The following is a 23,745-nucleotide window of genomic DNA, read 5'->3' as shown; positions in this document are numbered from 1 at the left end:
CATGGATCATAAAAACCCTAAAACCCCAATATCCCTGTCCCGGCGCCAGTTCATTGCCGGGACAAGTTTGTTGCTCAGCGCAACGGCCCTGAGACTGAATGCCAGTCCGGTTTCGCTGCTCTTTGCAGAGCCAATCATCGATATCCATCAGCATACCGATTATATGGGCCGGACCAACGACATGCTGGTTGCGCACCAGCGCGCCATGGGCGTTACCAAGACCATACTTTTGCCGTCGGGCAGATCTGTAAACCAGGCCTCTACCCATTTTGGCAAAGGCAATGGCTTGCAGGCCAAAGCTACAGGCAATGCCATATGCCAGGCCCTGGCCAAAAAATACCCTCAGGAGTTTTTGTATGGCGCCAATGAGGTGCCCGATATACCGGAAGCCATCCAGGAGATAGAAAGATACCTGAAAATGGGAGCCTGTGTAATCGGGGAATCCAAATTCGGGGTAGAGTGCGACTCGCCCGAAATGCAGAAGATATACGAGCTGGCCCAGGCTTATAACGTGCCCGTATTGATGCACTGGCAGTATGAAATGTACAATTACGGCCTGGAGCGTTTCCATACCATGCTCGAGAAATACCCTAAAGTGAATTTCATTGGTCATTCCCAAACCTGGTGGGCGAATATCGATAAGAACCATACCGACCAGAGTGTGCTGTACCCAAAAACAAAGGTGACCAGAGGCGGCATTACCGAACAGCTGCTGAGCAATTATGACAATATTTATGGAGATTTCTCGGCCGGTTCAGGACTTGGCTCGCTTACCCGTGATGAAGACCATGCACGCTGGTTCCTGGAAAAACACCAGGACAGGCTGCTTTTTGGCAGCGATTGTACCGATATCACCGGGCATATCGACAATTGTTTTGGCGCCAAGCTGATCGATGCGATCAAAAGGCTTTCGCCAAGCAAAAAAATAGAAAGAAAAATTTTATACTACAATGCTAAAAAGCTGTTCCGTTTGTAGGGCAAAAACAGCATACGATACGAATCTGATAATGAGCAATACTTTAACTGCAAAACAATACTATTCTGGCTTTGAGCTGGCACACGATACCTATAATGCGATATCGGCCGCCAGTGATGGCCGCATTTATTACGTCCTTTCTTCCGAATCTTATGATACCGGTGGTAAAATCTATGTGTACGATCCTAAAACAGATGCTACGGCACTGCTGGCCGACCTGACCGAAGTTTGCGGCGAAAAAGACAGCAAGGCCATTCCGCAGGGCAAGAGCCATGTGCGTTTCTACGAAAGCAATGGCAAGCTGTATTTTGTAACCCATGTAGGGGTTTATGATATGGTCAATGATATGGAAACGCTCCATAAGGTACCCCCTGCCGGTTACCAGCTTTATCCGGGAGGGCATATCGTGTCGTACGAGCTGGCTTCGGGCAAGTTTGAGGACCTGGCCATAGCGCCTGAAGGCGAGGGCCTGCTGACCATGGCCATTGACAAAGACAGGGGACATATCTATGCGCTTACCTGGCCCTTGGGCTATCTGGTGCATTACGATATGAATACCCGTAAACTCAGCAACATTGGCCTTACCTGCGGCCGCGGAGAAGGTGGAGCAGTTGGGCAGGACTACCGGGTAATTTGCCGCTCAATGTTTGTAGATCCCGCCAGCGGAACCTTGTACCTTTCTACTGCAGAAGGTGATATCCTGACCTACCAGCCGGGAGATGCGAACTTTGGCAAGCTGGATGAGGTTGACCTGCGCCTGGATTATTTTGGCAGTTATGATGCCACCCTTCCGGGCAGCATGGGCTACAACTGGCGTAAGATATTCTGGTACGAACCACACCAGGTGGCTTATGGCGTGCATGGCAATTCGGGTTACCTGTTTAAATTTGATCCGCGTAAACAGCAGATTGAAATTGTAGACAGGATTGCCTCCCTGCCTTCGCAGAAAAGCGGCATGTTCGATCAGTTCAGTTATGGCTACCTGGGCTTTCAGCCCGGCCCGGATGGAAAAACCATTTATTACCTTACCGGAGGACCGATTTATGTAAATGGAAGACGCTTAAAAGGCAAGGATGCCATTGCAAAGGGAGCGGCCAAAGGCCTGGAGAACCTGCATTTGGTGACCTACGACCTTTCCAATGGGAAATATACCGACCACGGCGCCATCTTTTATGCTGATGGCAGCAGGCCAACTTATGTTAACTCCATCACCATGGATAACGACGGAAATGTATACACCCTGGCCAGGTTTATGCACAACGGCCATGAAATCCAGGACCTTGTTAAAATAGATAATCCATTTAAACACACAAACTCATAAAATATTTAAGCAATGAAACGAACCAACTTAACCCGAAGCCTGTTGCTGATTGCTGTTTTTGCAATGGTATGCAGTTCATGCGCAAAGAAAAAGAAATATGAGGGCTCCCGTACGCCTGAAGAGTCTATAGAGACATTCGATATCTTGGATGGCTTTAAAGCCGAAGTATTTGCTTCGGAGCCGCAGGTGAAAGATCCTGTAGAGCTCACTTTTGATGAAGATGGCAATGCTTATTCCATTGAAATGGGCGATTATCCTTATAAAGCGGTACGCGGACAGGGAAAAGGCATTATCCGTAAACTAATTGACAAAGATGGCGATGGCAGGATAGATACCTCTGTGGTTTTTGCAGATAAACTGGAAAGCGGTACCAGTATCCTGCCTTGGGAAGGCGGTTTGCTGGTTACGGCTGCGCCCGATCTGCTGTTCCTGAAAGATACGACCGGCGATAACCGGGCAGATATCCGTGAAGTGCTGTTTACCGGCTTTTTTCAGGACAATTCCGAGGCCCAGATCACCAGCTTAAGGTATGGGGTCGACAACTGGATCTATGCCAATAACGGCGGCCAGGCTGGTGAAATCACCTTTACCCGGAAACCGGATGTACCTGCATTGCAGATAAAAGGGGGCGATTTCCGTTTTAGGTTAGATAAAGGCTTGTTCGAGGTAGAATCGGGCGCCGGACAGTATGGTCTGGATATGGACGACCTGGGGCACCGCTTTTATACGAACAACTCAAGGCACATTTCCAACTCGCCGATAGCGGCAAGGTACCTGAAACGCCATGGGCATATGAACTTTAAATCGGTAGTCAACATTTACGCTGCCGAGCCCATCATGTACCAGGCTACGCCCGCGCCATGGTGGCGTGCCGAGCGGACCAAAGCCCGTAATGAAAACTTCCAGAAAGAGAAACTGGACCGGGTAGAATATGCCGAAGGCCGTTTTACGGGTGCTTCCGGAGGTACCATCTATGCTGGTGATACTTATCCTAAATCATTTTATGGTTCTCATTTTATTGGCGATGTGGCAGGAAGTCTGGTGCACCGCGACATTATAGAACTGAGCAATGAGGGCCCCTTCTTTGCTGCAAAACGCAGTGCAGAGGAACAGAAACGTGAGTTTATTGCCGCTACCGATACCTGGTTCAGGCCATGTAACTTTACCTTGGGCTACGATGGCAACCTGTATATGATAGACATGTACCGCCAGCACATTGAAACCCCGGTTTCCATTCCTGATTCTTTAAAAATGGATATGGATTTCGACAGGGGGAACGATTTTGGCCGTATTTACCGGATTGTGTACAACAAGGCTACGCCTAAAAAGGTATTGCCCCCACACATGACCAAACAATTTACCCAGGAGCTGATCCCTTATCTGGGCCATGCCAACCGCTGGTGGCGTTTAACCGCCCAGCGGGTTATTATACAGCGTAAAGATAAAGGTGCTATACCTGCATTGACCAAGCTGTTCAATACCGATAAAAACCCGATCACCAGGCTGCACGCCCTGTACACGCTGGAAGGATTGGATGCATTGGATGCAGGTCTGGTTACGAAGGCCCTAACTGATGCCGATGCCGGGTTAAGGGAGCATGGGGCCATCCTGGCAGAGCGTTACCAAAGTGATGCTGCCCTTTCAGGTTTGCTGGTAAAAGCCATCAATGACCCGGTAGGACTGGTTGCGATGCAGGCCACCCTTAGCACGGGCCAATTGCCGGCGGCACAGGTAGTGCCGGCTTTTGCAGGCGTAATAGAAAAGAAATATAAAGATCTTTGGTTTACCACTGCAGTGTTGAGTTCTGATCCGGGTTCTTCATTTGAACTGCTCGGGCAGCTGGCCAAAAACGGCACTTTCTTTAACGGTACCGATTCGGCTAAACTGGCTTTTATGAAGAACATCTCTATCATCATTGGCTCACGTAAATCTGTAACTGAAGTGGGCAAACTGATGGAGTTCCTGGCTTCGCCGGCTGTTAAGGCCAATGCGGATTGGGTACAATCGGCACTGAGTGGTTTGGCCACCGGCTTGAAAAAATCCAAGAACAAAGCCGCGGCCCCGGCATTGTTGAATACCGCTAAGAAACTGGAGGGCAGCGCTGCCGAAGAAAACAAAAAAGGCTGGCAGGACATTGCCGAAGCCCTGAAAGCAAGCTGACCTTTTACTTATTAAAAACATAAACACATGAAAACTCAAGATCATTCGCGCAGGTCCTTCCTGCAAAAATTCCTTTCGGCCGGATTGGTTGTGGTTGCCGGAGGGGCAGCGCTGAGCAGCTGTAATGGTGACGCACCTAAAGAAAATACAACAACCGCAGGCGATGCGCCCAAAGCAGCGGCAACTGATACAGCTGGTAAGGCTTCATCAGGTGCTGCAGATGATTTTAAATGCGGCGATTATACCGGCGTAAGCCAGGAAGAACTGGCCAAGCGTAAAAAACTGGGCTATGAAGAAAAAGCTTCCGATCCAGAACGCGAGTGCGTAAAGTGTAACCTTTTTATTCCAAAAGGAGCGGAAAAGGATTGTGGTGGCTGTATCCTGTTCAAGGGGCCTGTTAACAAAGGCGGTTCATGTACCTATTGGGTAGAACAGGTTTCTTAAATACGCTAAAACATCGGATTAATGCTTCAAAACCAATATAAAATTATCAACGGAAGGATCATTACACCCTACCGGATAATTGAGCGCGGCACATTAATTATAACAGGAGATACAATAACTGCAATTAGCGAGCATGACATAGCGGCCCCGGGTGCTATTGAGATTGATGCTCAGGGTTGTTATGTAGCTCCGGGCTTTATAGACATACACATTCATGGCGGGGGCGGGCACGATTTTATGGACGGCAGTGAAACCGCCTTTCTTAAAATTGCCGAGACCCACGCCAGGTATGGCACCACCGCAATGGTGCCTACCACACTTACCAGTACCCGAGAGGAATTGTTGAATACGCTGGATATCTATAAGCAGGCCCACCGAAAAAATCTCATGGGTGCGCAATTTCTGGGGATGCACCTGGAAGGGCCTTATTTTGCTGCAGATCAGCGTGGAGCCCAGGATGCCCGTTTTATCCGCAACCCGGACCCTGAGGAGTATAAGGCTATCCTTGCGCATACTGATATTATCAGGCGCTGGAGTGCAGCACCGGAGCTGCCTGGGGCGATCGACTTTGGACGTTTTTTAAGGAGCAAGGGTATCATTGCGGCGATAGCGCATACCGATGCCATTTATGAAGAGGCATTGGAAGCATTTGAAAATGGCTATACACTGGCCACGCACCTTTATTCCTGTATGTCGGGTGTTACCCGCCGGAACGCTTACCGGTATGCCGGTGTGATTGAGAGTGCCTACCTGATCGATGAGATGGATGTAGAGGTCATTGCCGATGGGATCCACCTGCCCGCAGCCCTGCTGCAGCTGGTCTACAAAATAAAAGGGGCGTCCAGAACAGCGCTGATCACCGACGCCATGCGTGGCGCCGGTATGCCGCCCGGCGAAAGCATCTTGGGCAACATCCATACCGGCATGAAAGTAATTGTAGAGGATGGGGTAGCCAAGCTGCCCGATAGGAGCGCCTTTGCCGGGAGTGTGGCTACAACCGATCGTCTGCTGCGGACTATGGTTCAGCTGGCACATGTACCATTGATTGAAGCTGTGCAAATGCTGACTACCACACCGGCAAAAATTATGGGGGTTGCAGACCGGAGGGGCTCCTTAATTGAAGGAAAACAAGCTGATATCGTTATTTTTGACGGGGAAATTTCTATTCAGACTACCATTGTAAAAGGAAACCTGGTGTATACGAAATAAAAAAAGCCCGTTTAAAACGGGCTTTTAAAATCTTTAAATGAGGAAAGCACAAGGTCTTTTTCAGACAAAAGCAGTTCTTTCCCTGAAATCCCGCTGTTCCAGTTGATGTTCAAGTCGGGGTCGTTCCACATGACACCAATTTCGGAAGCTTTATCGTAATAATTGGTTACTTTATAAGTAAAGATGGTTTCATCCTCAAGGGTCAGGAAACCATGTAAAAAGCCAGGGGGTACCCATAGCTGTTTGTGGTTCTCTCCACTCAACTCTATGCTGAAATGCTGCCCGTAAGTGGCTGAGGCTTTTCTGATGTCGACCGCAACGTCCAGCACTGCGCCTTTTAGTACCCGTACCAGTTTGCCTTGTTCAAAAGGCATGTTCTGCGCATGCATGCCCCTTAAAGCACCTTTTTGTGAAAAAGATTGATTGTCCTGTACAAAATTGCCTGTTATCCCGGCTTCGGCCAGGATTCTGGCGTTATAGCTTTCATAAAAATAGCCGCGGTTATCTTTCCATACTTTAGGCTCAATCACCAAAAGTCCGGCTATAGGTGTTTCTGTAATCTGCATAATTTTAAGCTATATATTCCATTAAAGTGCGGAAGGCCACAAATTGATTTTCGAAATGTTCATTGATCTCCGCCTGTAATGCCGGGGCGAAATTCTCCTGGTAGTCCAGGTAATCGGCCATATGCTCGGCCACGTACTGGGCACAATAGGTTATGCCTTCGTTTGGTGAATCCAAAACCCTAAGCAAACGGTTGGAAATAAATTTCCCGGTGGCCATTACGTTTGGGATATGGACGTCCTGCATCCACTTCAGCCACTTGTCGGCCACTGCTTCATCAATTATTATGGTTACGTTGTATAATAGCATGCCGCAAAGATACTACTAAGTCCCAATATTATCTCCCCGAAGTTTCCTGAAACGTTTCCGCGCTTCGTTGGTAAACATACTGCCGGGATAATCGTTAATCAGTTTCTGATAAATGCTTTTCGCCTGCGCGTTGTCTTTGAGGTTGTTCTCATACAAATCGGCGAGAGTAAACAGGGCATCATCTGTCCAGATGCTGTTGCTTTGTTTTTCGGTCAGCATTTTCAGTGCAGTTATGGCATTGGGGATATCATTGTTTTTGATATATATCCTTGACCTGGCCATTAAGATGTCATCCGTAAGGCTATTGTTTGGAAATGCAATGGCAATACTGTCGAGCTTGGCCAGTGCTTGTGCTGGTTGGTTCCTGAACTGGAGCATTTCGGCGTCGGCATACATTTTAAGGGCGCTGCTGTCTGTTTTTGATTGCAGGTTATCCGAGATCAGCAGGCTCAGGTTCAGGGCGTCGTTGGCAATCAGCTGCGATGTAGAAGCTTTCAGAACATCGGCCTGCGATTTGGCATAGTTAAAGTTGCCCTGGTAAAAAGATAACCGGGCGGCCCTGTATTTTGCTTCATTGCCGATGTCCTGGTTTTCAAATTGTTTGGCAACCTGTTCATAGATCAGGAATGCTTCCCAGGGCTGTTGTGTCAAAATATAGATATCACCCAGGTCGAGCTTCACCTGGCCGGTTTCAGCTGCAGAAATCCCTGGCGTTTTGAGCAATTCTTCCAGGGTTTTTTCGGCTTTAGATAGTTCGTTCAGATAATAGGCCTGTAAATTGGCCAGCTTGCTGAGGGCAAAAAGGGTTTGCCTGCTTTTTCCATATTCATCAATAATGGCCTGGTATGCCGCGGCCAGTTCGCCGATGGCATTTTTATCAAACTTACCCGAAATCACCAGCTGGTATTTGGCGTTGATCATTTCAACTTTTGCCGGCAAGTACCAGGGGTTTTCTTTTCCCTTGGTCAGCAAATACTCATAAGCCTTGATGGCGGTGGGGTAGGCTTTATTGTCTAAAAAAGTGTTGGAGGTATTAAATAAAATAGCACCATCGTCTTTTATCCGCTTATCCTGCGCAATGAGCTGCCTTAAGGCCATCTCATATTCCTGTTGCTGCAGGTATTGCCAGATGAGCAGTTTGGTATAGATTTCGGTTTGCGGTTCTTTCTGGATTTTTTTGAGCAGGGCCGATTGCAGGATCTGGTAGTCGGCATTGTCCTCAAATACAGAAGAAAGTACGCTTTCTGCCTGTGGGAGGAGTTGTGGGAGCTGGGGGAGTGCATTCAGGTATTCCTGCACCAGCATGTTTTTGTCTTTTTTGTAGCGGTAAATGCTCAGCAGCTCGTAGGTAAAGGGCTGATCGTTATTCAGGAGCTTACGACCCTGTAAAAAAGTAGATATGGCCAGGTCGTAAGCCTGGAACCCATAAAAATGATTGGCAATTTCCCTGATCTTAAATTCATCGGCAGGTAAATTGGCAATTACCTGCATGTACATTTTATTTGCCGCTTCGGCCTGGCCTTTGTCCTGGTAAACCCTGGCCAGGGCAATGCCATACTGCAGGTTTTTTGGGCTTTGTCTGATTTGTTTTCTGGCCAGCTTCTCTGCCTCATCAAACTTTTTAAGTTTTAGCAGGGAATTGAAATAAAGTTCAAAATACGCATCGCTTTTGGTGTTGTTAAACAGTTTTTCCAGCAGTACAGCGGCCTGCTGGAATTGGCCTTGCTGGTAATACTGATAAGCCAGCGCATCGTCTACGTTGTCCTGAGCCCGGCTTAATAATTGTAACAGGCACAATAAAACAGTTACTGCTAGTTTCTTCATTTTCAACTAAGATCGGGAATTTAGCGAATAAAATAGTAAATTCATTTTTCTAATTCATGCGCTATGTCAACAATGGATGGAATACCCGACCTGGAACAGTTGGAAAGAAAAGTTCTGGAATTGAATTCAAAATCCGAAGTTTTGGTTAACCAGGTGCTGTTTTACTATGTTCAGGGTATTGAAGCGCTGTTTCCGGAGATGCATTGTTCTATCATGAAAGTTAAAAACGGCAGATTATATGGCTGGGTAGCGCCATCCTTGCCTAAAGATTTCCAAGAGCAGATTGAGGGGATCAAAATTGACGACAACATGGGCTCCTGCGGCACTGCAGCTTTTTTAAAGGAAACGGTAATTGTGGCCGATATTGCACATGACATCAAATGGGAGGGCTACCAGGAAATTGCCCTGGCGCATCATCTTCTGGCCTGCTGGTCTCGGCCGATCGTCAATTCATCGGGCCAGGTTATGGCAACTTTTGCCATGTACTATGGTAAGGTTAAGGTACCGAATGCGGAAGAGTTAAAAATAATTGAGCGGGCAAGTTCTTTACTGCAGGTTATTCTGGAGAGCAGGCAATATGCTGAAGCGCTGAAATCCAGCAACGAACTCTACGATTATGTGAACAGGGCCACCAATGATGCCATATACGATTGGGACATTGTTGACAACAACCTGGAATGGGGGGGAGGTTTTTTTCGGGTGTTTGGCTATCAGCCGGATGGTGAAAGGTTTCCTATCCAGCGATGGGTAGAAATGATTCACCAGGAAGATCTGGACCCGGTTACCAAAAACCTGAGGGAAGCTTTAAGGGATGCTGCGAAGACCAACTGGACCGCACAGTACCGGTTAAAGCGGGCCGATGAAAGCTATGCGTTCATAGAAGAAAGCGGCTATATTGTAAGGAATGATGAAGGCGAGGCCATCCGGATGGTAGGAACCATCCGCGACATCACCGAACGCATCAATTATATTCATACCATTGAGCAGCAGAACCATAGGCTCAAAGATATTGCCTGGGCGCAGACCCACCTGGTAAGGGCTCCCCTGGCCCGTATTATGGGACTGGTGCAGCTGCTCCGGGAACCGGAAAGCGAAAATGTAGACGAACAGCAGGTCATTGCTTATTTACATGATTCTGCAAAGGAACTGGACGGTGTAATTAGGGGGATTATTGAAAAAAGCCTGAGCTGACTGCAAGAAAAATTGCTTAGACATCAAGTTCTATATTGATTACTGTGCCTTCACCAGGTTTTGAATGCAGTTCAATGCTGCCATTCAGGTGTGCTACCCGGTTTTTAATGTTGCTGATTCCCATGCCGGCAATTGGTGCAGTGCTGTCAAAACCCTGGCCATTGTCTTCAACAGTAAGGTAAAACCTTTGCCGGTTTTGGCTGCATTGAAATAGAATTGAGGTGGCATGGGCATGTTTGATCACATTGGCCAGGATTTCCTGTGCAATTCTGTAAATGGTAATCTGTGCATTTAATGGGATGGTTTTTTCCAGGTTTATCGCTTCAAAATGCAGGCTCAGGTTGTTGCGCATAACCGATTCACAAAGCTCCTTTAAGGCGGCTTCCAGTCCGTACAGCAGCAAGGTTTGCGGCATCATATTGCGGGCAATGTGCCTCAACTCTGTTACCGAGCCATCCAATTGGGCAACGATTTGCTGCAGTTCAGCATCCTGTGTTTTTGTCTTTGCCCAGGCCGATAAACTGATCTTAATGCCGGCCAGCATACTGCCCAATCCATCATGCAGATCCTTTGCCAGTCTGTTTCTTTCACTTTCTTCTGCATTCAACATGGCTTTTACCAGCTCTATTTGCTGTTTCTGCTCTAACTCAACTACTTTTTGGCTGGCAATCTTTTTCTGACTTTTATAGTAGAAAAAGATAAAGAATACCAGGATAAAAAGAAAGAGACAGGCGCCGGCCAGCAGCCAGCTGTAAAGACGGTTGTTTTTGAGGGTCAGCAGCGCATGTTTTTTCTCTGCGCTAAGCAGTGCAATCTTTTTCTGCTTTTCGGCAGCCTGGTATTTAATTTCCAGTTCATTGATGTCGGTTTTTATCCTTGCCTCACTGGTGCTGTCCAGCAATAGCAATGCTTTATCAGACCATTCGTAGGCTTTACGAAAATCACCGAGTTTGCCGTAGGTACCGGCCAACTCATAATAATGTCTTATCCGGTTACTTGCAAATGGGAAGGTTGGCTGTTGAAGGATATGTAACAGCACCTGTTTTGCATTTTCATACTGGCTTTGCCTGGAATAGGTTTTGTATTTTTCAAATAAAAGGCTTTCAACACTGTAGGATTTGTTTTTCTGTTTAGCAAGCGCAATGCCCTTGTCGAAACTAAGTTGTGCCTTGATGTAAAGCCCCATCCTGTCAAAATACATGCCTTCCACCTGGTAATAATCTATGGTAAAAACAGAAGCTGGATAGGGTTCGAGCAGGGCTTTTGCCTGGTCGAGCATGGCCCTGGCCGAGGTGAATTTTTTTTGAAGAATGTAATTTTTTGCTGCTCGCATGTACGTGTCGGCAAGTACCGAGGAGTAAGGCGATGACTTTAAAAGCGGAATGGCCTTTAAAAAATATTCGGCTGCTTTCTCGTAATGCAGGGTATTGGTAAAAACGAGCCCGATGTTCAGGTAACAATTCCCCAACATGCCCATATCTGGTGCCTGTTGCGCCAATGGGATGCAGCGGGCCAGCAGAATGTCCATAAACTTTTTTTCCTGATCTTCATTCTGCAATAAAGACCCGTAACCCAGCCATGCCCTGGCCCGGTATTGGTAGGCTTCAGGCAACCGGAACCTGGCCAGTAAACTGTCGGCCTTCATGTACATCCGTTTTGCCAGCGGTTTGTTCGTTTCCCAAAAGTAAGCTGCAGTAAAATAGTTGCTGAGTGCCTGGAGATAAGGGTTGTTCTTACTTAGCGCTTTTCCTTTATTGAGGTACTGCCATGATTGGGCTGTGTCCAAATCAGACCAGTAATAGGAGAGCGCAAAATTTGCCCTGGCTTTAACTGCAGCATCTGCATTGCCGTTTAACAAGCCGTTTAAGCTGTCGGTAAATTTCTTTTCATCCAATGGAGCGGTTTGTGCAGCAGCATCAAGACTAATGCCCAGGAAAACGGTAATAAAACAAATCAGGCGGATCATGAGACAAGATAAAAAAAGTAAGTAACAATTAGGCTTTAAAGTAACAATATTGGTGTATTGCCTTGGTACAAAGGGCATGTTGCGTAGCTTTGTAAGCTAATCAGTGATATGACCGGATTTAAAAGATATTTTAAGCTCTTTTGCACGCTTTCTTTTGCGCTTTTCTTTGCGTGTTTGTTGCCTGCCTGCCAACAGCAAAAGGAGACAAGGGTAATCCCTGTTGACGATTTTTTTAAATCGCAGCAAAAGATTGCTTACCGGTTGTCTCCGGATGGCAAACACCTGTCATACCTTAAATTGCAGGGCAAGGACCAGAACCTCTATATTGAAGATGTTGAAGGCGGAAGGGGCAAAAGTATTACGCACCTGAAAAACAAGAGCATCGTGTTTTATTTCTGGGTAAGCAACAATGAACTGATCTATTACAAGGAAATTGATGCCGCTAAGCGCCAATCGGATATCTTCATTATTGACAAAGATGGAAAAAATGAGCGGCAGTTACTGAATAATGATAAAAGCCGCTTAAAGGTAATTGAAGACCAGCTGATCGACGATAAATACCTGCTGGTTTCGTCCAATAAAAGAGATTCGACGGTTTTTGATGTTTACCGCTTAAATGTGCGGAACGGGGAGATGGAGATGGCCGCTAAGAACCCGGGAAATATTGTAGACTGGCGTACGGATTCAGAAGGCAAACTGCGCCTGGCGGTAAGCAGTGATGGGGTGAATTCGACCATACTTTACCGGGAAAATGAAAGCGAGGCCTTCAAAAAGGTGCTGACCAGTAATTTTAAGGACACCTTTCATCCCGTGGCTTTTGACCACCAGCGGCCAAATGTGATTTATGCTATATCTGATGTGAACCGGGATAAAACCGCTTTGGTAGAGGTGGATTGCAATACCGGAAAAGAACTAAAGAATATTTTCTGTAACGATACGCTGAACATCACTGATGCCCAATATTCAAAGAAAAAGCAAAAGCTTTCTTTTGTGGTGTATGAAACCTGGAAAAAGGAGAAGCACTTTCTGGACGATTCTGTGAAGCAGCTTTACAGCAATCTGGATAAGCTTTTACCGAAAACAGAGACCAGGATATTTGATATGGATGAGGCAGAGAGTGTATTTATACTCCGGACTTTTACCGACCGTAACCCGGGTTCTTATTATTTGTATTTTGCCAATACGGGCAAGCTGAGAAAGCTGAGTGATTTTAATGCTTCCCTTCAAGAAAATGAGCTCTGCGAAATGAAACCGGTAAGCTATATTTCGCGTGATGGTCTAAGGATTCATGGTTACATTACCTTGCCTTTAAATAAGGCTGCACAAAACCTGCCTGTAGTGGTATTGCCGCATGATGCTGCAGCGCAGAGAAACCTGTGGGGTTATAATCCTGAAGTTCAGTTCCTGGCCAACCGAGGGTATGCGGTATTTCAGGTTAACTACAGGGGTTCTTCCGGTTATGGGAAAACATTTGCCGCAGCTGGTTTTAAAGAGTGGGGCGGGAAAATTCAGGATGACATTGACGATGGTGTGAAATGGCTGATCGGTAAAAAAATTGCCGATCCTAAAAGAATTGCCCTATATGGTAGTGGTTTTGGTGGTTATATCGCTTTAAACGGCCTGTACCTGAGCAAGGGGATGTACACCTGTGCTGCCTCAAATTCAGGGGTGATCAACCTGCTTACTTATCTGAAATCTATCCCTCCATACCAAAAACCCAATCTGCAGATGTATTACGAGGTCATAGGCAATCCGGTAAAGGATATGGACAGGATGAGGCAGGTTTCGCCGCTGTTCCAGACCGATAAGATCAATGCACCGGTGCTGCTGGCCGAAAATATCAACGACCCGAACAACAATTCGGGTGAGGCTATACAGTTTGTAAAAAACCTTAAGAAAAGAAATGTCAGCATCACCTACCTGGAAACCGATGGGGATGTGATCTTTGGCAGAAACCCCGATGTAAGGCATAAATTTTATACCGCCCTGGAAGAATTTTTAGAAGTTAACCTGAAAAGGAAGTAAATTCACACATGGCTTCAGAAAAAAGAAACGGTTACCGTAAGAATTTTTCGTTGATACTTACCTTCATCGTGCTGATGTCTGTCCTGTTCCTGCTGTCCCTTGGGCTAGCCTACAGGTTCAGCACAAAATACATCGAAAACGAGTTTGTTTCCGAAAAAGTAAACGTATTGGAAGAGAGCATCAAACCTTATAACGATTTTTTTCAGAAAAAGCTGCCTGAGGTTTCTTTTTACAATGGATACCTGGATTCGGCCACAGCGGCCAGCTTTGTAGATACGGTATTGCTGGAATACCCTTTTGTTTCAAAGGTTGTTTTTTATGACTCCGAGGTGAGCAACACTCCGGTTAGCGATGGGCTGAATATTGGGAAATTCTCTTTTGGACCTAAAAACATCTATCAGTTTGGCAGCTTGGTACCCCTGGATTCTGTGCAGCTTTTTTCCAGGAACAATACCCGTAATTTTATAGTGGGCGATGATTTTAATGCATTAGGCCTGAAACTGGTATCTTACATTGAAAGCCTGGATACTACACGTGTGCCGGGGCAGGATGAGTTGTTTAGCAATTTCAGTAACGTGCGTTCCAACAAGATCACTTACCTGAACATCCCAAGACTGGAAGACCTGAAGGCATATAAACACATGATGCGAAACCGCCTGGATGCTAATCCTGTTTACCAGCAGGATATGCTTTCCTTTCAGCTCGACCCTTATAAAATAAAGATTGTAAATACCAGGCCGCTGCTTTACCAGTACATTAAAATTGAGCCGCTTACTTACGACCCTCTGGATACCACTGAGGTGTACCTCAGTACGGAGATTACGTTGCCCGGGCCGTTTTCAGACTATAAGCTTTATTTTATTTCCTCAAAATCTTTCATAGAAAAGGAAGTCTTCAGCTATTTTTTACCAATAGCACTTGCATTGCTCTTGTTTTATGGCATTGTTGTACTGGTGGCTTTTCTCATTTACCGTAACCTGAACATTAACCAGAAGATGTTTAAACTGCAATACGATTTTGTAAACAATCTGACGCATGAATTCAAGACGCCCGTCAGTGTGATAAAAATTGCGGGGAACAACATTAAAAGCGCTACGGTGCTGACAGACAGGGAGCTGAAACTATATGGTAAGATCCTGGACGAAGAGGCCGATAAGCTGAATGGACTGATGAATAAGTTGCTGGCCTTTACACAGATAGAAAATAAGTCAATAGCGCTGAACCGCGACGAAATCAGGATTGTTGATTTTATGGAAAGCACCGTTGAGGCACACCGCTTAAAGCACCCCGACTTTGATTTTACTTACGAGGTTTCGGGATTCAAAACCTTTGTTACCGATCCGGTGCTGCTGGGCAGCTTGTTCGATAACCTGGCTGAAAATGCTTATAAATACTCACCTGCAGAGCGGAAAAAACTGCACATCAGTGCAAGGCTGATCAAAGGAAAGGTAGTATTCAGGTTTGCTGATCAGGGGATCGGTATCCCCGCCTCAGAAATTAATAATATATTTAAGAAGTTTTTCCGCATCCAGAACCAGTACAACCAGAACGGTAGTGTGGGCTTGGGCTTGGCTTTCTGTAAGGAACTGGTTAACTTTATGAAAGGCGAAATTACAGTGAGGAGCAAGGTTAACAAAGGAACAGAATTTAAAATTGTACTACCATATAATGATTAATACTATGTCGAAAGGAGTTAAAATACTGATTGTTGAGGACGATGAAAATTTACGTTTTTTAGTGGTACATCGTTTAAAGGCCGAAGGATATGAGGTTTCGGAGGTGGGCGATGGAGAAGCTGCGGAAAGGGTCATCCTATCGGAAAAACCTGATATTGTTTTGTTGGACTGGATGTTGCCCGGAAAACAGGGTGCACAGGTTTGCGAGGAGGTACGTAAGCAGGGATTTGACAACCTGATCATTATGATGACCGCCAAAGCCCAGGACGTGGATAAGATCGATGCCTATAATTTTGGAGTTTCTGATTATGTGAGCAAGCCTTTTAACATGGACGTACTGGTAGCTATGCTGGATAGTAAGGTGAAATTTATTTTAAACAATGAACGTTCTGAAGTGCACCGCTTTGGCAATATGGAGCACCATCCTAATATCCACACCTTGTTCAGGGAAGGTAAAAAGATAGAACTTACAATCCTGGAAAACCGGATATTGTTGTACTTTTTGCGGAACCCGAATAAGGTTATCAACCGGGATGAGCTGATGCTGGTGGTATGGGGATATAATTCCGATGTGAATACCCGTACACTTGACATGCATATTGTGCGCCTGCGTAAAAAGATAGAATTAAACCCGGATAATCCGCAATTGCTGCAAACTGTAAGGGGGGTAGGTTATCGTTTTAACCCGGCTTAACTGATAAAGCTGATCAGTACAAGTACAAGGTATTGCAGCAGCATAGTGCCATCCAGGTAAAAGAAATAGTAGTATTCATTCTTTTTGATGTTGGACTTGAAGATCAGCCAGCCTGTGAGCAATAGGGTTAGCGTGAGACCAATGGTATCTATATTTACGGTCTGGTTAAACAGGATGAGCAGTACCAGGTAAGCCACAAGCAGGAACTGACAGAAGATGTAGGCCTTTTTTTCTCCCAGCATTACGGGGATAGTCTTTAACGCATATAGTTTATCCTGGAAGAGGTCCCGTATGTCGAACGGTATGGTAATGGCCGCAATAAAGAGGAAACGTTTGGCGACCAGCAATAAGGTTTCTGCTGATGAAATGTTGATCTGGTAATTGTGTTCCAGTTCTACCACAGGCAGCAGCACGCAGCTTACAGACCACACCAATGCAATCAGGAACAACTTGATGCCGGGTATATTTCTGAGGCCGATCTTTTGGTTGTTCAGGGTTAAAAAAGGAACATTATAGCCCAGGGCCAGCACTGCGGTAAAGATCATGAGCAGCTGGGCCTCAATGCTGAGGTACAGCAGGCCCAGCGGGATGAGGCAGAGCATAGAAATGAGCGTAATGGAGATGATGAGCCGGTGATGGGAAAAGATCCACCTTACCCTTGCAAAAGGAGAGTCTTCGGGATTTTTGGGTTTGGACAGCAGCATGCTGAAATTGTAAATGCTCAGCGTGCCGAAAAAGATAATGGCCAGAATGTATTTATCTGGTTTTGCATGTAGGAGGTGATAGGTTACCAATCCCTGGGCTACTGCGCATATGGCAATAAACAGGTTGCTGAAAAGCAAAAAATCAAGAATAGGCAAGAGCACTTTTTTGATCATGTGCAGCAGGATATTTGGATTTAGGCCCGTGTCAACTCAAATATCGTTATTTCCGGCAAAATTCCAACTCTTCCTGGGTAACCTAAAAAACCATAGCCCACATTTACATACAGTTGCTGGTTTTGTTCCCGGTATAAGCCCGCCCATTCTTTATAGATATATTGTACAGGGCTCCACTGGAAATGCTCGGTGCGCACACCAAACTGCATCCCATGGGTATGCCCGCTGAACATGGCATCAATCTGCGGATACTTTTCAAGTACCTGCCCGCGCCAATGTGAGGGGTCGTGCGACAGGAGCAGCTTTACGGGCAGGTCGTCGGTATTCTGTACTGCAAGTTCCATTTTCCCGTATTTAGGGAAGCGGCCCATGCCCCAGTTCTCTATGCCCAGGATCCCGATTTCTTCCCCATCTACTTTTAACCGCCTGTTTTCGTTCATGAGCAGGTCCCAGCCCATTATTTTATGGGTTTTGATTACATCCTGCAGGTTTTTTGCTTTGGCTGGCGATGGGGTTCTGCCGTAGTGGTAGTCACCATAATCGTGGTTGCCAAGGGTAGAATACACACCCAGGGGAGCCTTTACTTTATTGAAAATGTCCTGGTAGTTGCGCATTTCGGAAGCCATATCGTTCACCAGGTCGCCTGTAAAGAAGACGAAGTCGGGCTTTTCGCCAAGTAGCAGCTCTACTCCGCCCATTACGGCTTTTTTGTTATAGAAACTGCCGGAATGAATGTCGGAGATCTGCGCCATTTTTATGCCGTCAAATGCCTTGGGCAGATTGGGCAATACCAGTTTACGGCGTTTTATTTTATAGTCGTAGGCCCCGGATATCACGCCCCAGCTTAACGAGGCCAGTGGAATGGCCGCTGTAACCAGTCCTGCTTTCATTAAAAAGGCAGAACGGCTGATGTTTTCCTGGGGAGCCCTGGTTGCCGTTGTTTTGCGCGGACGCTTTAACCTGATGGTTAGCCTGCGGAGATCGTCGATGAGCAGGAAGGGCAGCATCACCATTTTACAAACTACAGTAAGGAAAAAGGCCACAAGGATCACCGCTCTTACAGTGAGGTAAAGATTAAGGTATATGCTGGCAAAAACCCCCAGGAGCAGGCATATCGTATAAGTCCACCATAAAATGCCGAATATCTTTTTGGTACCGGGCTTCCATTTTTTAAAAGTATTTAATATGGCGCGAAAACAGTAATAGTCGAACACCAGCAGGAAGGCACAGAAGAACAGAATGATTGATAACCTACCCATAATTTTCCTCGTCGTCGTCTTGTTCAAGATCCAAATTAAACAGGCTATCGAACATGTCTGAGAACCCAAAGCCACCTTCCAGATAGTTTTTATTCAATTGGGAATATTCGGCCAGGCCGTGCAGCACAAATTCCATAAGCAGCAGGGTTTGGTTTTCACTTAACTTGGGATGAAATTTCTTTACCAGGTCTTTGAGCCCTGCAACTTTCATCAATTCCTTTTTGTATTGTGCAGCACTCAGGTCATCCGAGATATCCAGGCTGTGCCCCTCGGTGAACCACTCAGTTATGTTTAAGTAAGGGTTTGCAGATTTGCTTTTCTTTGCCTTTTCGGGATCGGGGAAATAACGGGTAAACAGGCTTTTAATGGCCTTTCCGATCAGGGTATTGGCTACTTTTGCAGGGCCTTCCAGCTCTCCTTCATATACCAGCTCAATTTTTCCGGTTACAGCCGGAATGATGCCGGTAAGATCGGACAGGCGTACCACTGTGGTTTTCTCTCTGTTGATGAGCATCCTGCGTTCAGCGGTACTGATGAGGTTCTCATAAGCCGATATGGTGAGCCTTGCCGAGACCCCGGATTTCTGGTCAATAAATTCACTTTTTCGGGCTTCAAATGCAACCTGCTCCACCAGGTCTTTTACGAGCCCATCGGCCTCAATACGTTGTGTCTGTTCTGCACTGATCCTGGCTTCCTGGAAAGTGATCTTTCTGGAAATGGCAATGGTTTTAGGGTAATGGGTAAGGATCTGGCTTTCAATACGGTCTTTTAGTGGGGTCACAATAGATCCGCGATTGGTATAATCTTCAGGATTTGCGGTAAACACGAACTGAACATCGAGCGGCAGGCGCAGTTTAAAGCCCCTGATCTGTATGTCTTTCTCCTGAAGCATATTAAATAGCGCAACCTGTATGCGTGCCTGGAGATCGGGTAGCTCGTTGATTACAAAAATGCTGCGGTGCGCCCTTGGGATCAGTCCGAAATGGATTACCCTTTCATCGTTGTACGTCAGTTTAAGCGTAGCTGCTTTAATGGGGTCTACATCACCAATCAGATCGGCAACCGTTACATCCGGAGTGGCCAGTTTTTCGGTATAGCGTTCCGAACGGTGCTGCCAGCTGATGGGCGTATTGTCGCCATGTATCATAAGCTCATGTTTGGCATACCAGGAAATGGGGTTCAACGGATCGTCAAAAATCTCGCTGCCGCTGACGTATGGGATGTATTCGTCTAACAGGTTCACCATTAAACGCGCAATACGGGTCTTTGCCTGTCCGCGTAAGCCCAGCAGCAGGATGTTGTGACGGGATAAGATGGCCGTTTGCAGCTCTGGTATTACCGTTTCATCGTATCCTAAAATGCCGTCAAAACCGGCATCTTTATCCTGCAACTGCCTGATCAGGTTTTTACGCAGTTCTTCTTTAACGGAAAGCGGGGTGTAATTGGAGGCTTTTAATGCTCCAAGTGTTTTGATATTGATATGGTCCATTATCTGACTGTCTTTCTCCTGTTCTTAATGTAATCTTCAAAAATATATTCTCCCAATCCGTTCAGTGAGCTATAAAATGCCCTTCCGCCGTTGATTTGTGTAAACTCCCTTACAAATTGCTGCAAATAGGGGTCTTTGGCAATCATAAAGGTGGTAATAGGAATTCCCAGGCGCTTACACTGGGCTGCCATGTTCAGGGTTTTGCTGATCACTTTTCTGTCGAGTCCTACGCTGTTTTTATAATAGCGGCCGTTTTCTTTCAGGCAGGTAGGCTTGCCATCGGTAATCATAAAGATCTGTTTGTTGTGCGTTTTGCGTCTGCGCAGCAGGTCCGTGGCCAGCTCCAGCCCTGCAAAGGTATTGGTATGGTAAGGGCCAACCTGCAAATAAGGCAGGTCTTTTACGGTAATGGGCCAGGCATCGTTTCCAAAAACTACAATATCCAGGGTATCCTTAGGATACCGGGTATTGATGAGTTCTGCCAGCGCCATAGCTACTTTTTTTGCCGGTGTAATGCGGTCTTCTCCATACAGGATCATAGAATGGGAAATATCAATCATGAGTACGGTAGAGGTAAGGGTTTTATAATCCTTTTCTTCTACCTCCAGATCGCGCTCGGTAAGGGTAAAGTTGCCAATGCCATGGTTGATCTGGGCATTGTGTATAGAGGCGGTCATGTCTATCTGATCCAGGCTATCGCCAAAAGTATATTCCCTTCTGTCGGCATTTTTTTCCTCACCGATTCCTGAAATGTTGCTGTTATGGTTCCCTTTTCCTGCCTTTTTTAGCTTGCCAAAGATTTCTTCAAGCGCCGATTGGCGAATGGTCTGTTCTGTTTTGGCAGTTATGCTAAGGTTGCCATTGGCAGGGTTTTCCTGCAGGTAGCCCTTTTCCTTCAGCTCCTCTATAAAATCGCCCATACCATACTCATTGTTGGTAAACTTGTACTGCTTATCCAGCTCATTCATCCAGGCAAGGGTTTCCCCGGCATCACCTGCGGTGTAATTGAGCAACTGGGTAAACAGCTTCAGCAATTCCTCAAAACCGCCTTTTGGCAGGTCGTCAGGTTTAAAATCAGAAAATCGGAACCCTCTCATGTATTCAGTATAAACGAATTACCGAAGGTAAAAGTTTGTGCGCGCAGTAATGTTATCCGCTTGTAAAAAGACCGTAAGGTATAGTTTACTTCGGACTGCCTTCAGCCAGTGCGTTTTCCGCTCTTTTGATAGCCAGGCGTTCTCTCCATTTAGCATATGGGGCTTTGAAAGCCATTTTAAGCACACTGTCCAGTCCTCCTTTTACAGCCAGGTTAAACACACTTTGTGCTTTGCGGGTAATGGAGGCATCCCAGGCCCTCAGGCTCAAAGAGAAGGAACCGTCGAGGTATTTCATCCAGTGCCACATACCTGTTGGCATAAACAGGGTATCGCCATGTTCCAGAAATACTTCATATCCCTCCACACCTTTCAGTGCCGGGAATTTTTCGAAGTCGGGATTGGCTACATCATAGTCTTCCAACGCATAAGTTGCATTTGGAATACAGTAAAGCCTTTTTTTCCATTTGTTGTCGAACAGGATGATGTGTTTTCTGCCGCCAAAATGGGTATGGAAAAGATGGGGCAGATCTATATCGTAATGCAGGAAGGTAACAGAATTGGAGCCGCCAAAAAACATGGCCGGCATGCTCTCTATAAAGCCGCCCATCAGGTCTTTCGGGATGACGATGTCATTGATCAGGTCGGGATGATGTTTGAATAGGTTAAAGAAAAATATACGAAGTTCTGTAGGTTCCCTTTTGATCAGATCGAGGTAATCTCCGAATTTCATTTCTGCAACCGAGGCATTGATGGGCTTGGAGGGGTCGGCCTTGGAATTGTCCATCAGGCTTACGGTAATGTCTCCGCCTATCTTTTTCAGATATTCAGTATCCCATTTTTCGCGGGCAGGCCATGTTTTGGTCAGGCCTTTAATGATCAGCGGACGGCGTGCATCCAGGTAATTTTTTTTAAAATCAGCAGGGCTAATGCTCTCAACGGTATCTACCGGCTTTAAAATAAAGCTCATATCATTCTATGATAAGGTACATGGAAGCGGCTCAATGCTTGCTGCCGACCTTATTTACAACAAATGTAAATTAAAATTTACAATTTCATAGATGATGTGCATCAAACCCGCCGTTTATGCGGGCCATTGTTTTGCCAAGGCTTTATTAGCTCTTTTTATGGCCAGTTCTTCTTTCCAGTTCATGTATTTTTCCCTGAAATTGGCTTTCATAAAATCATCAAACTTACGCTGAAGGGTAAGGTTGTATAGGCTTTTGGCTTTTACAACCCAGGATTTATCCCAGGCCCTCAGGCTTATAGAAAAAGAACCGTCCAGGTATTTCATCCAATGCCAGTAACCCGTAGGCATAAACAAGGTATCGCCATGTTCCAGAAAGGCCTCCACACCCTGAACGCCCTTTAATGCCGGAAATTTCTCAAAATCAGGCCGTTCTACATCGTAATCTTCCAGGGCATAGGTGGCGTAGGGGATCTGGTATAAGCGTTCTTTCCATTTGTTTTCGAACAGGATCACGTGTTTACGCCCGTTAAAATGGGTATGGAAGATATGTGCAAGGTCTATGTCGTAATGCAGGAAGGTTACAGAACCTTTTCCCCCAAAAAACATATTTGGATAGCTGTCCAAAAAACCGCCCATTAATTCTTTAGGAGCCCGGTAATCGTCTAGCAATTTAGGGGCGTGTTTAATCGGGTCAAATAAAAATATCCTAAGGTCGGTGGGGGTATTTCTGATGAGTTCAATGTAATCCTCAAATTTCATTTCAGCTGCGGATGCATTAATAGGCTTGGAGGGGTCAGCCTTTGAACTGTCGTACAGGGGTACAGTCTTGTCGCCCACTATGTTTTTCATGTAATCCAGGTTCCATTTCTCATATGCAGGCCAGGTTTTGGACATGTTTTTTATGATCAATGGCTTGCGGGCATTCAGGTAGTTTTTTTCAAAATCCGCTTTGCTGATGTCATCAACGATATCGATTGGAGTCAGGTTAAACTTCATATGAATTTAGAGTTAAGATGAAGATGAAACAAAACTATATAATCGGGAAATCGAAAGGTAACCTTTGCAAGAAAAATGGAATAATTCTGACAAATGCCGTAAAAAAGTCAGGGTTTAGCTTTGTGATTTTCTTACCTCGTTATCACTGTGTTTTGTCGCAAATGCACTTTAAATTGTCGTATATTACCCTGTTAAATGTCTGTTTTTACTGGCATCTTTGTTAAACAACAAAAAGAAAAAGACCATGTCAGAAAACAAAGTTTCATTGCACAGAGTAATTAAGGCCTCACCTGAAAAGGTTTATCGGGCCTTTACCGAAACCCTGGCCATTGCCTCCTGGCTGCCGCCATATGGTTTTCTTTGTACCGTACACAATATGGATGTTCGTGTAGGTGGTACTTTTAAAATGTCCTTTCACAATTTTACAACCGGTAACGGCCATTCCTTTGGCGGAGAGTACTTAGAGCTGAAGCCAAACGAGTTTATTAAATACACAGACAAATTTGACGATCCTAACCTGCCAGGAGTAATGACTACTTCTGTATGGCTTCAAAAAACATCTGTAGGTACTGAACTGAGGGTATTGCAGGAGAATATCCCAGCCGTGATCCCTGCCGAAATGTGTTACCTGGGCTGGCAGGAATCCCTGGAAAAACTCATTAAACTGGTAGAACCAGAAATTCCGGATGCCTGATCTTTA

20 protein-coding genes are annotated in these 23,745 nt (G+C 45.8%); 10 read left to right on the top strand and 10 right to left on the bottom strand.

The window, feature by feature from the left end; genetic code table 11:
• Position 1: 1 nt before the first annotated feature.
• The 5 genes from B9A91_RS08545 to nagA are packed head-to-tail and all read left to right on the top strand — an operon-like array spanning position 2 to position 6,110.
• Positions 2-976, top strand: coding sequence for an amidohydrolase family protein (locus B9A91_RS08545; RefSeq protein ID WP_084237934.1), 975 nt, complete (start codon positions 2-4; stop codon positions 974-976).
• 31 nt (positions 977-1,007) lie between these two features.
• Complete coding sequence (locus tag B9A91_RS08540) at positions 1,008-2,297, top strand: ligand-binding sensor domain-containing protein (RefSeq protein WP_084237933.1); 1,290 nt, start codon at positions 1,008-1,010, stop codon at positions 2,295-2,297.
• Between the two features lie 12 nt (positions 2,298-2,309).
• Positions 2,310-4,457 carry a PVC-type heme-binding CxxCH protein gene (locus B9A91_RS08535; RefSeq protein ID WP_084237932.1) on the top strand — a complete coding sequence of 716 codons (2,148 nt, stop codon included), beginning with the start codon at positions 2,310-2,312 and terminating at the stop codon, positions 4,455-4,457.
• A 27-nt stretch (positions 4,458-4,484) separates the two neighbouring features.
• A complete protein-coding gene (locus B9A91_RS08530; RefSeq protein WP_084237931.1) occupies positions 4,485-4,901 on the top strand; it encodes a hypothetical protein in 417 nt (138 codons plus the stop codon).
• A gap of 21 nt (positions 4,902-4,922) precedes the next feature.
• Positions 4,923-6,110 carry an N-acetylglucosamine-6-phosphate deacetylase gene (nagA, locus tag B9A91_RS08525; protein ID WP_084237930.1) on the top strand — a complete coding sequence of 396 codons (1,188 nt, stop codon included), beginning with the start codon at positions 4,923-4,925 and terminating at the stop codon, positions 6,108-6,110.
• Positions 6,111-6,121: 11 nt separating this feature from the next.
• Here the strand turns inward: nagA and rfbC are convergent, their stop codons facing one another.
• Genes rfbC through B9A91_RS08510 form a run of 3 tightly spaced genes read right to left on the bottom strand, consistent with a single transcriptional unit; the run spans position 6,122 to position 8,807 of the window.
• Complete coding sequence (rfbC, locus tag B9A91_RS08520; RefSeq protein ID WP_084237929.1) at positions 6,122-6,676, bottom strand: dTDP-4-dehydrorhamnose 3,5-epimerase; 555 nt, start codon at positions 6,674-6,676, stop codon at positions 6,122-6,124.
• A gap of 4 nt (positions 6,677-6,680) precedes the next feature.
• On the bottom strand, positions 6,681-6,983 hold the full coding sequence (locus tag B9A91_RS08515) for a DUF4286 family protein (protein WP_084237928.1): 303 nt from the start codon (positions 6,981-6,983) through the stop codon (positions 6,681-6,683).
• Between the two features lie 15 nt (positions 6,984-6,998).
• The gene (locus B9A91_RS08510; protein ID WP_084237927.1) at positions 6,999-8,807 is read right to left on the bottom strand and encodes a tetratricopeptide repeat protein; all 1,809 of its coding nucleotides are present in this window, start codon (positions 8,805-8,807) and stop codon (positions 6,999-7,001) included.
• Positions 8,808-8,870: 63 nt separating this feature from the next.
• Between B9A91_RS08510 and B9A91_RS08505 the strand changes: the two genes are divergently transcribed.
• Positions 8,871-9,998, top strand: a complete 1,128-nt coding sequence (locus B9A91_RS08505; RefSeq protein WP_084237926.1) for a PAS domain-containing protein — start codon at positions 8,871-8,873, stop codon at positions 9,996-9,998.
• Positions 9,999-10,014: 16 nt separating this feature from the next.
• On the opposite strand, the gene B9A91_RS08500 is transcribed toward B9A91_RS08505, so the two are convergent.
• Complete coding sequence (locus B9A91_RS08500) at positions 10,015-11,964, bottom strand: tetratricopeptide repeat-containing sensor histidine kinase (RefSeq protein WP_159451673.1); 1,950 nt, start codon at positions 11,962-11,964, stop codon at positions 10,015-10,017.
• A 108-nt stretch (positions 11,965-12,072) separates the two neighbouring features.
• Between B9A91_RS08500 and B9A91_RS08495 the strand changes: the two genes are divergently transcribed.
• From B9A91_RS08495 to B9A91_RS08485, 3 genes are read left to right on the top strand one after another with little or no spacing between them, the layout of a single operon-like run.
• Positions 12,073-13,989: a S9 family peptidase gene (locus tag B9A91_RS08495; RefSeq protein WP_084237924.1), complete on the top strand. Its 1,917-nt coding sequence runs from the start codon at positions 12,073-12,075 to the stop codon at positions 13,987-13,989.
• Between the two features lie 8 nt (positions 13,990-13,997).
• On the top strand, positions 13,998-15,665 hold the full coding sequence (locus tag B9A91_RS08490; RefSeq protein ID WP_084237923.1) for a sensor histidine kinase: 1,668 nt from the start codon (positions 13,998-14,000) through the stop codon (positions 15,663-15,665).
• Positions 15,666-15,669: 4 nt separating this feature from the next.
• Positions 15,670-16,359, top strand: a complete 690-nt coding sequence (locus B9A91_RS08485; protein ID WP_084239634.1) for a response regulator transcription factor — start codon at positions 15,670-15,672, stop codon at positions 16,357-16,359.
• On the opposite strand, the gene B9A91_RS08480 is transcribed toward B9A91_RS08485, so the two are convergent.
• The 6 genes from B9A91_RS08480 to B9A91_RS08455 form a co-directional block, all read right to left on the bottom strand.
• Positions 16,356-17,237, bottom strand: a complete 882-nt coding sequence (locus tag B9A91_RS08480; protein ID WP_084237922.1) for a UbiA prenyltransferase family protein — start codon at positions 17,235-17,237, stop codon at positions 16,356-16,358. The two genes, B9A91_RS08485 and B9A91_RS08480, sit on opposite strands and share 4 nt — an antisense overlap.
• Before the next feature lie 20 nt (positions 17,238-17,257).
• Positions 17,258-18,496, bottom strand: coding sequence for a metallophosphoesterase (locus B9A91_RS08475; protein WP_084237921.1), 1,239 nt, complete (start codon positions 18,494-18,496; stop codon positions 17,258-17,260).
• Entirely contained in the window at positions 18,489-19,985 is a 1,497-nt protein-coding gene (locus B9A91_RS08470; protein WP_084237920.1) for a sigma 54-interacting transcriptional regulator, read from the bottom strand. The genes B9A91_RS08475 and B9A91_RS08470 overlap by 8 nt, the downstream gene beginning before the upstream one ends.
• The gene (locus B9A91_RS08465; protein ID WP_084237919.1) at positions 19,985-21,082 is read right to left on the bottom strand and encodes a vWA domain-containing protein; all 1,098 of its coding nucleotides are present in this window, start codon (positions 21,080-21,082) and stop codon (positions 19,985-19,987) included. Before B9A91_RS08465 ends, B9A91_RS08470 begins: the two co-directional genes overlap by 1 nt.
• An 85-nt stretch (positions 21,083-21,167) precedes the next feature.
• Entirely contained in the window at positions 21,168-22,049 is an 882-nt protein-coding gene (locus B9A91_RS08460; RefSeq protein WP_084237918.1) for a cupin-like domain-containing protein, read from the bottom strand.
• 114 nt (positions 22,050-22,163) lie between these two features.
• Positions 22,164-23,045: a cupin-like domain-containing protein gene (locus tag B9A91_RS08455; protein ID WP_084237917.1), complete on the bottom strand. Its 882-nt coding sequence runs from the start codon at positions 23,043-23,045 to the stop codon at positions 22,164-22,166.
• A gap of 244 nt (positions 23,046-23,289) precedes the next feature.
• On the opposite strand from B9A91_RS08455, the gene B9A91_RS08450 reads away from it, so the two are divergent.
• Positions 23,290-23,739 (top strand): SRPBCC family protein, encoded by a 450-nt coding sequence (locus B9A91_RS08450; protein WP_084237916.1) that lies wholly within the window; start codon positions 23,290-23,292, stop codon positions 23,737-23,739.
• Positions 23,740-23,745 lie beyond the last annotated feature (6 nt).

Source organism: Pedobacter africanus, assembly GCF_900176535.1.
In the GTDB taxonomy this organism is placed as follows: Bacteria; Bacteroidota; Bacteroidia; order Sphingobacteriales; family Sphingobacteriaceae; genus Pedobacter; species Pedobacter africanus.
The sequence above is the reverse complement of the archived record's forward strand: the minus strand, read 5'-3'. Positions and strand labels throughout refer to the sequence as shown.

Excerpts from the sequence above, each read along its gene's own strand:
- B9A91_RS08545 (WP_084237934.1), top strand. The coding sequence starts at position 2 with ATGGATCATAAAAACCCTAAAACCCCAATATCCCTGTCCCGGCGCCAG.
- B9A91_RS08540 (WP_084237933.1), top strand. The coding sequence starts at position 1,008 with ATGAGCAATACTTTAACTGCAAAACAATACTATTCTGGCTTTGAGCTG.
- B9A91_RS08535 (WP_084237932.1), top strand. The coding sequence starts at position 2,310 with ATGAAACGAACCAACTTAACCCGAAGCCTGTTGCTGATTGCTGTTTTT.
- B9A91_RS08530 (WP_084237931.1), top strand. The coding sequence starts at position 4,485 with ATGAAAACTCAAGATCATTCGCGCAGGTCCTTCCTGCAAAAATTCCTT.
- nagA (WP_084237930.1), top strand. The coding sequence starts at position 4,923 with ATGCTTCAAAACCAATATAAAATTATCAACGGAAGGATCATTACACCC.
- rfbC (WP_084237929.1), bottom strand. The coding sequence starts at position 6,676 with ATGCAGATTACAGAAACACCTATAGCCGGACTTTTGGTGATTGAGCCT.
- B9A91_RS08515 (WP_084237928.1), bottom strand. The coding sequence starts at position 6,983 with ATGCTATTATACAACGTAACCATAATAATTGATGAAGCAGTGGCCGAC.
- B9A91_RS08510 (WP_084237927.1), bottom strand. The coding sequence starts at position 8,807 with ATGAAGAAACTAGCAGTAACTGTTTTATTGTGCCTGTTACAATTATTA.
- B9A91_RS08505 (WP_084237926.1), top strand. The coding sequence starts at position 8,871 with ATGTCAACAATGGATGGAATACCCGACCTGGAACAGTTGGAAAGAAAA.
- B9A91_RS08500 (WP_159451673.1), bottom strand. The coding sequence starts at position 11,964 with ATGATCCGCCTGATTTGTTTTATTACCGTTTTCCTGGGCATTAGTCTT.
- B9A91_RS08495 (WP_084237924.1), top strand. The coding sequence starts at position 12,073 with ATGACCGGATTTAAAAGATATTTTAAGCTCTTTTGCACGCTTTCTTTT.
- B9A91_RS08490 (WP_084237923.1), top strand. The coding sequence starts at position 13,998 with ATGGCTTCAGAAAAAAGAAACGGTTACCGTAAGAATTTTTCGTTGATA.
- B9A91_RS08485 (WP_084239634.1), top strand. The coding sequence starts at position 15,670 with ATGTCGAAAGGAGTTAAAATACTGATTGTTGAGGACGATGAAAATTTA.
- B9A91_RS08480 (WP_084237922.1), bottom strand. The coding sequence starts at position 17,237 with ATGATCAAAAAAGTGCTCTTGCCTATTCTTGATTTTTTGCTTTTCAGC.
- B9A91_RS08475 (WP_084237921.1), bottom strand. The coding sequence starts at position 18,496 with ATGGGTAGGTTATCAATCATTCTGTTCTTCTGTGCCTTCCTGCTGGTG.
- B9A91_RS08470 (WP_084237920.1), bottom strand. The coding sequence starts at position 19,985 with ATGGACCATATCAATATCAAAACACTTGGAGCATTAAAAGCCTCCAAT.
- B9A91_RS08465 (WP_084237919.1), bottom strand. The coding sequence starts at position 21,082 with ATGAGAGGGTTCCGATTTTCTGATTTTAAACCTGACGACCTGCCAAAA.
- B9A91_RS08460 (WP_084237918.1), bottom strand. The coding sequence starts at position 22,049 with ATGAGCTTTATTTTAAAGCCGGTAGATACCGTTGAGAGCATTAGCCCT.
- B9A91_RS08455 (WP_084237917.1), bottom strand. The coding sequence starts at position 23,045 with ATGAAGTTTAACCTGACTCCAATCGATATCGTTGATGACATCAGCAAA.
- B9A91_RS08450 (WP_084237916.1), top strand. The coding sequence starts at position 23,290 with ATGTCAGAAAACAAAGTTTCATTGCACAGAGTAATTAAGGCCTCACCT.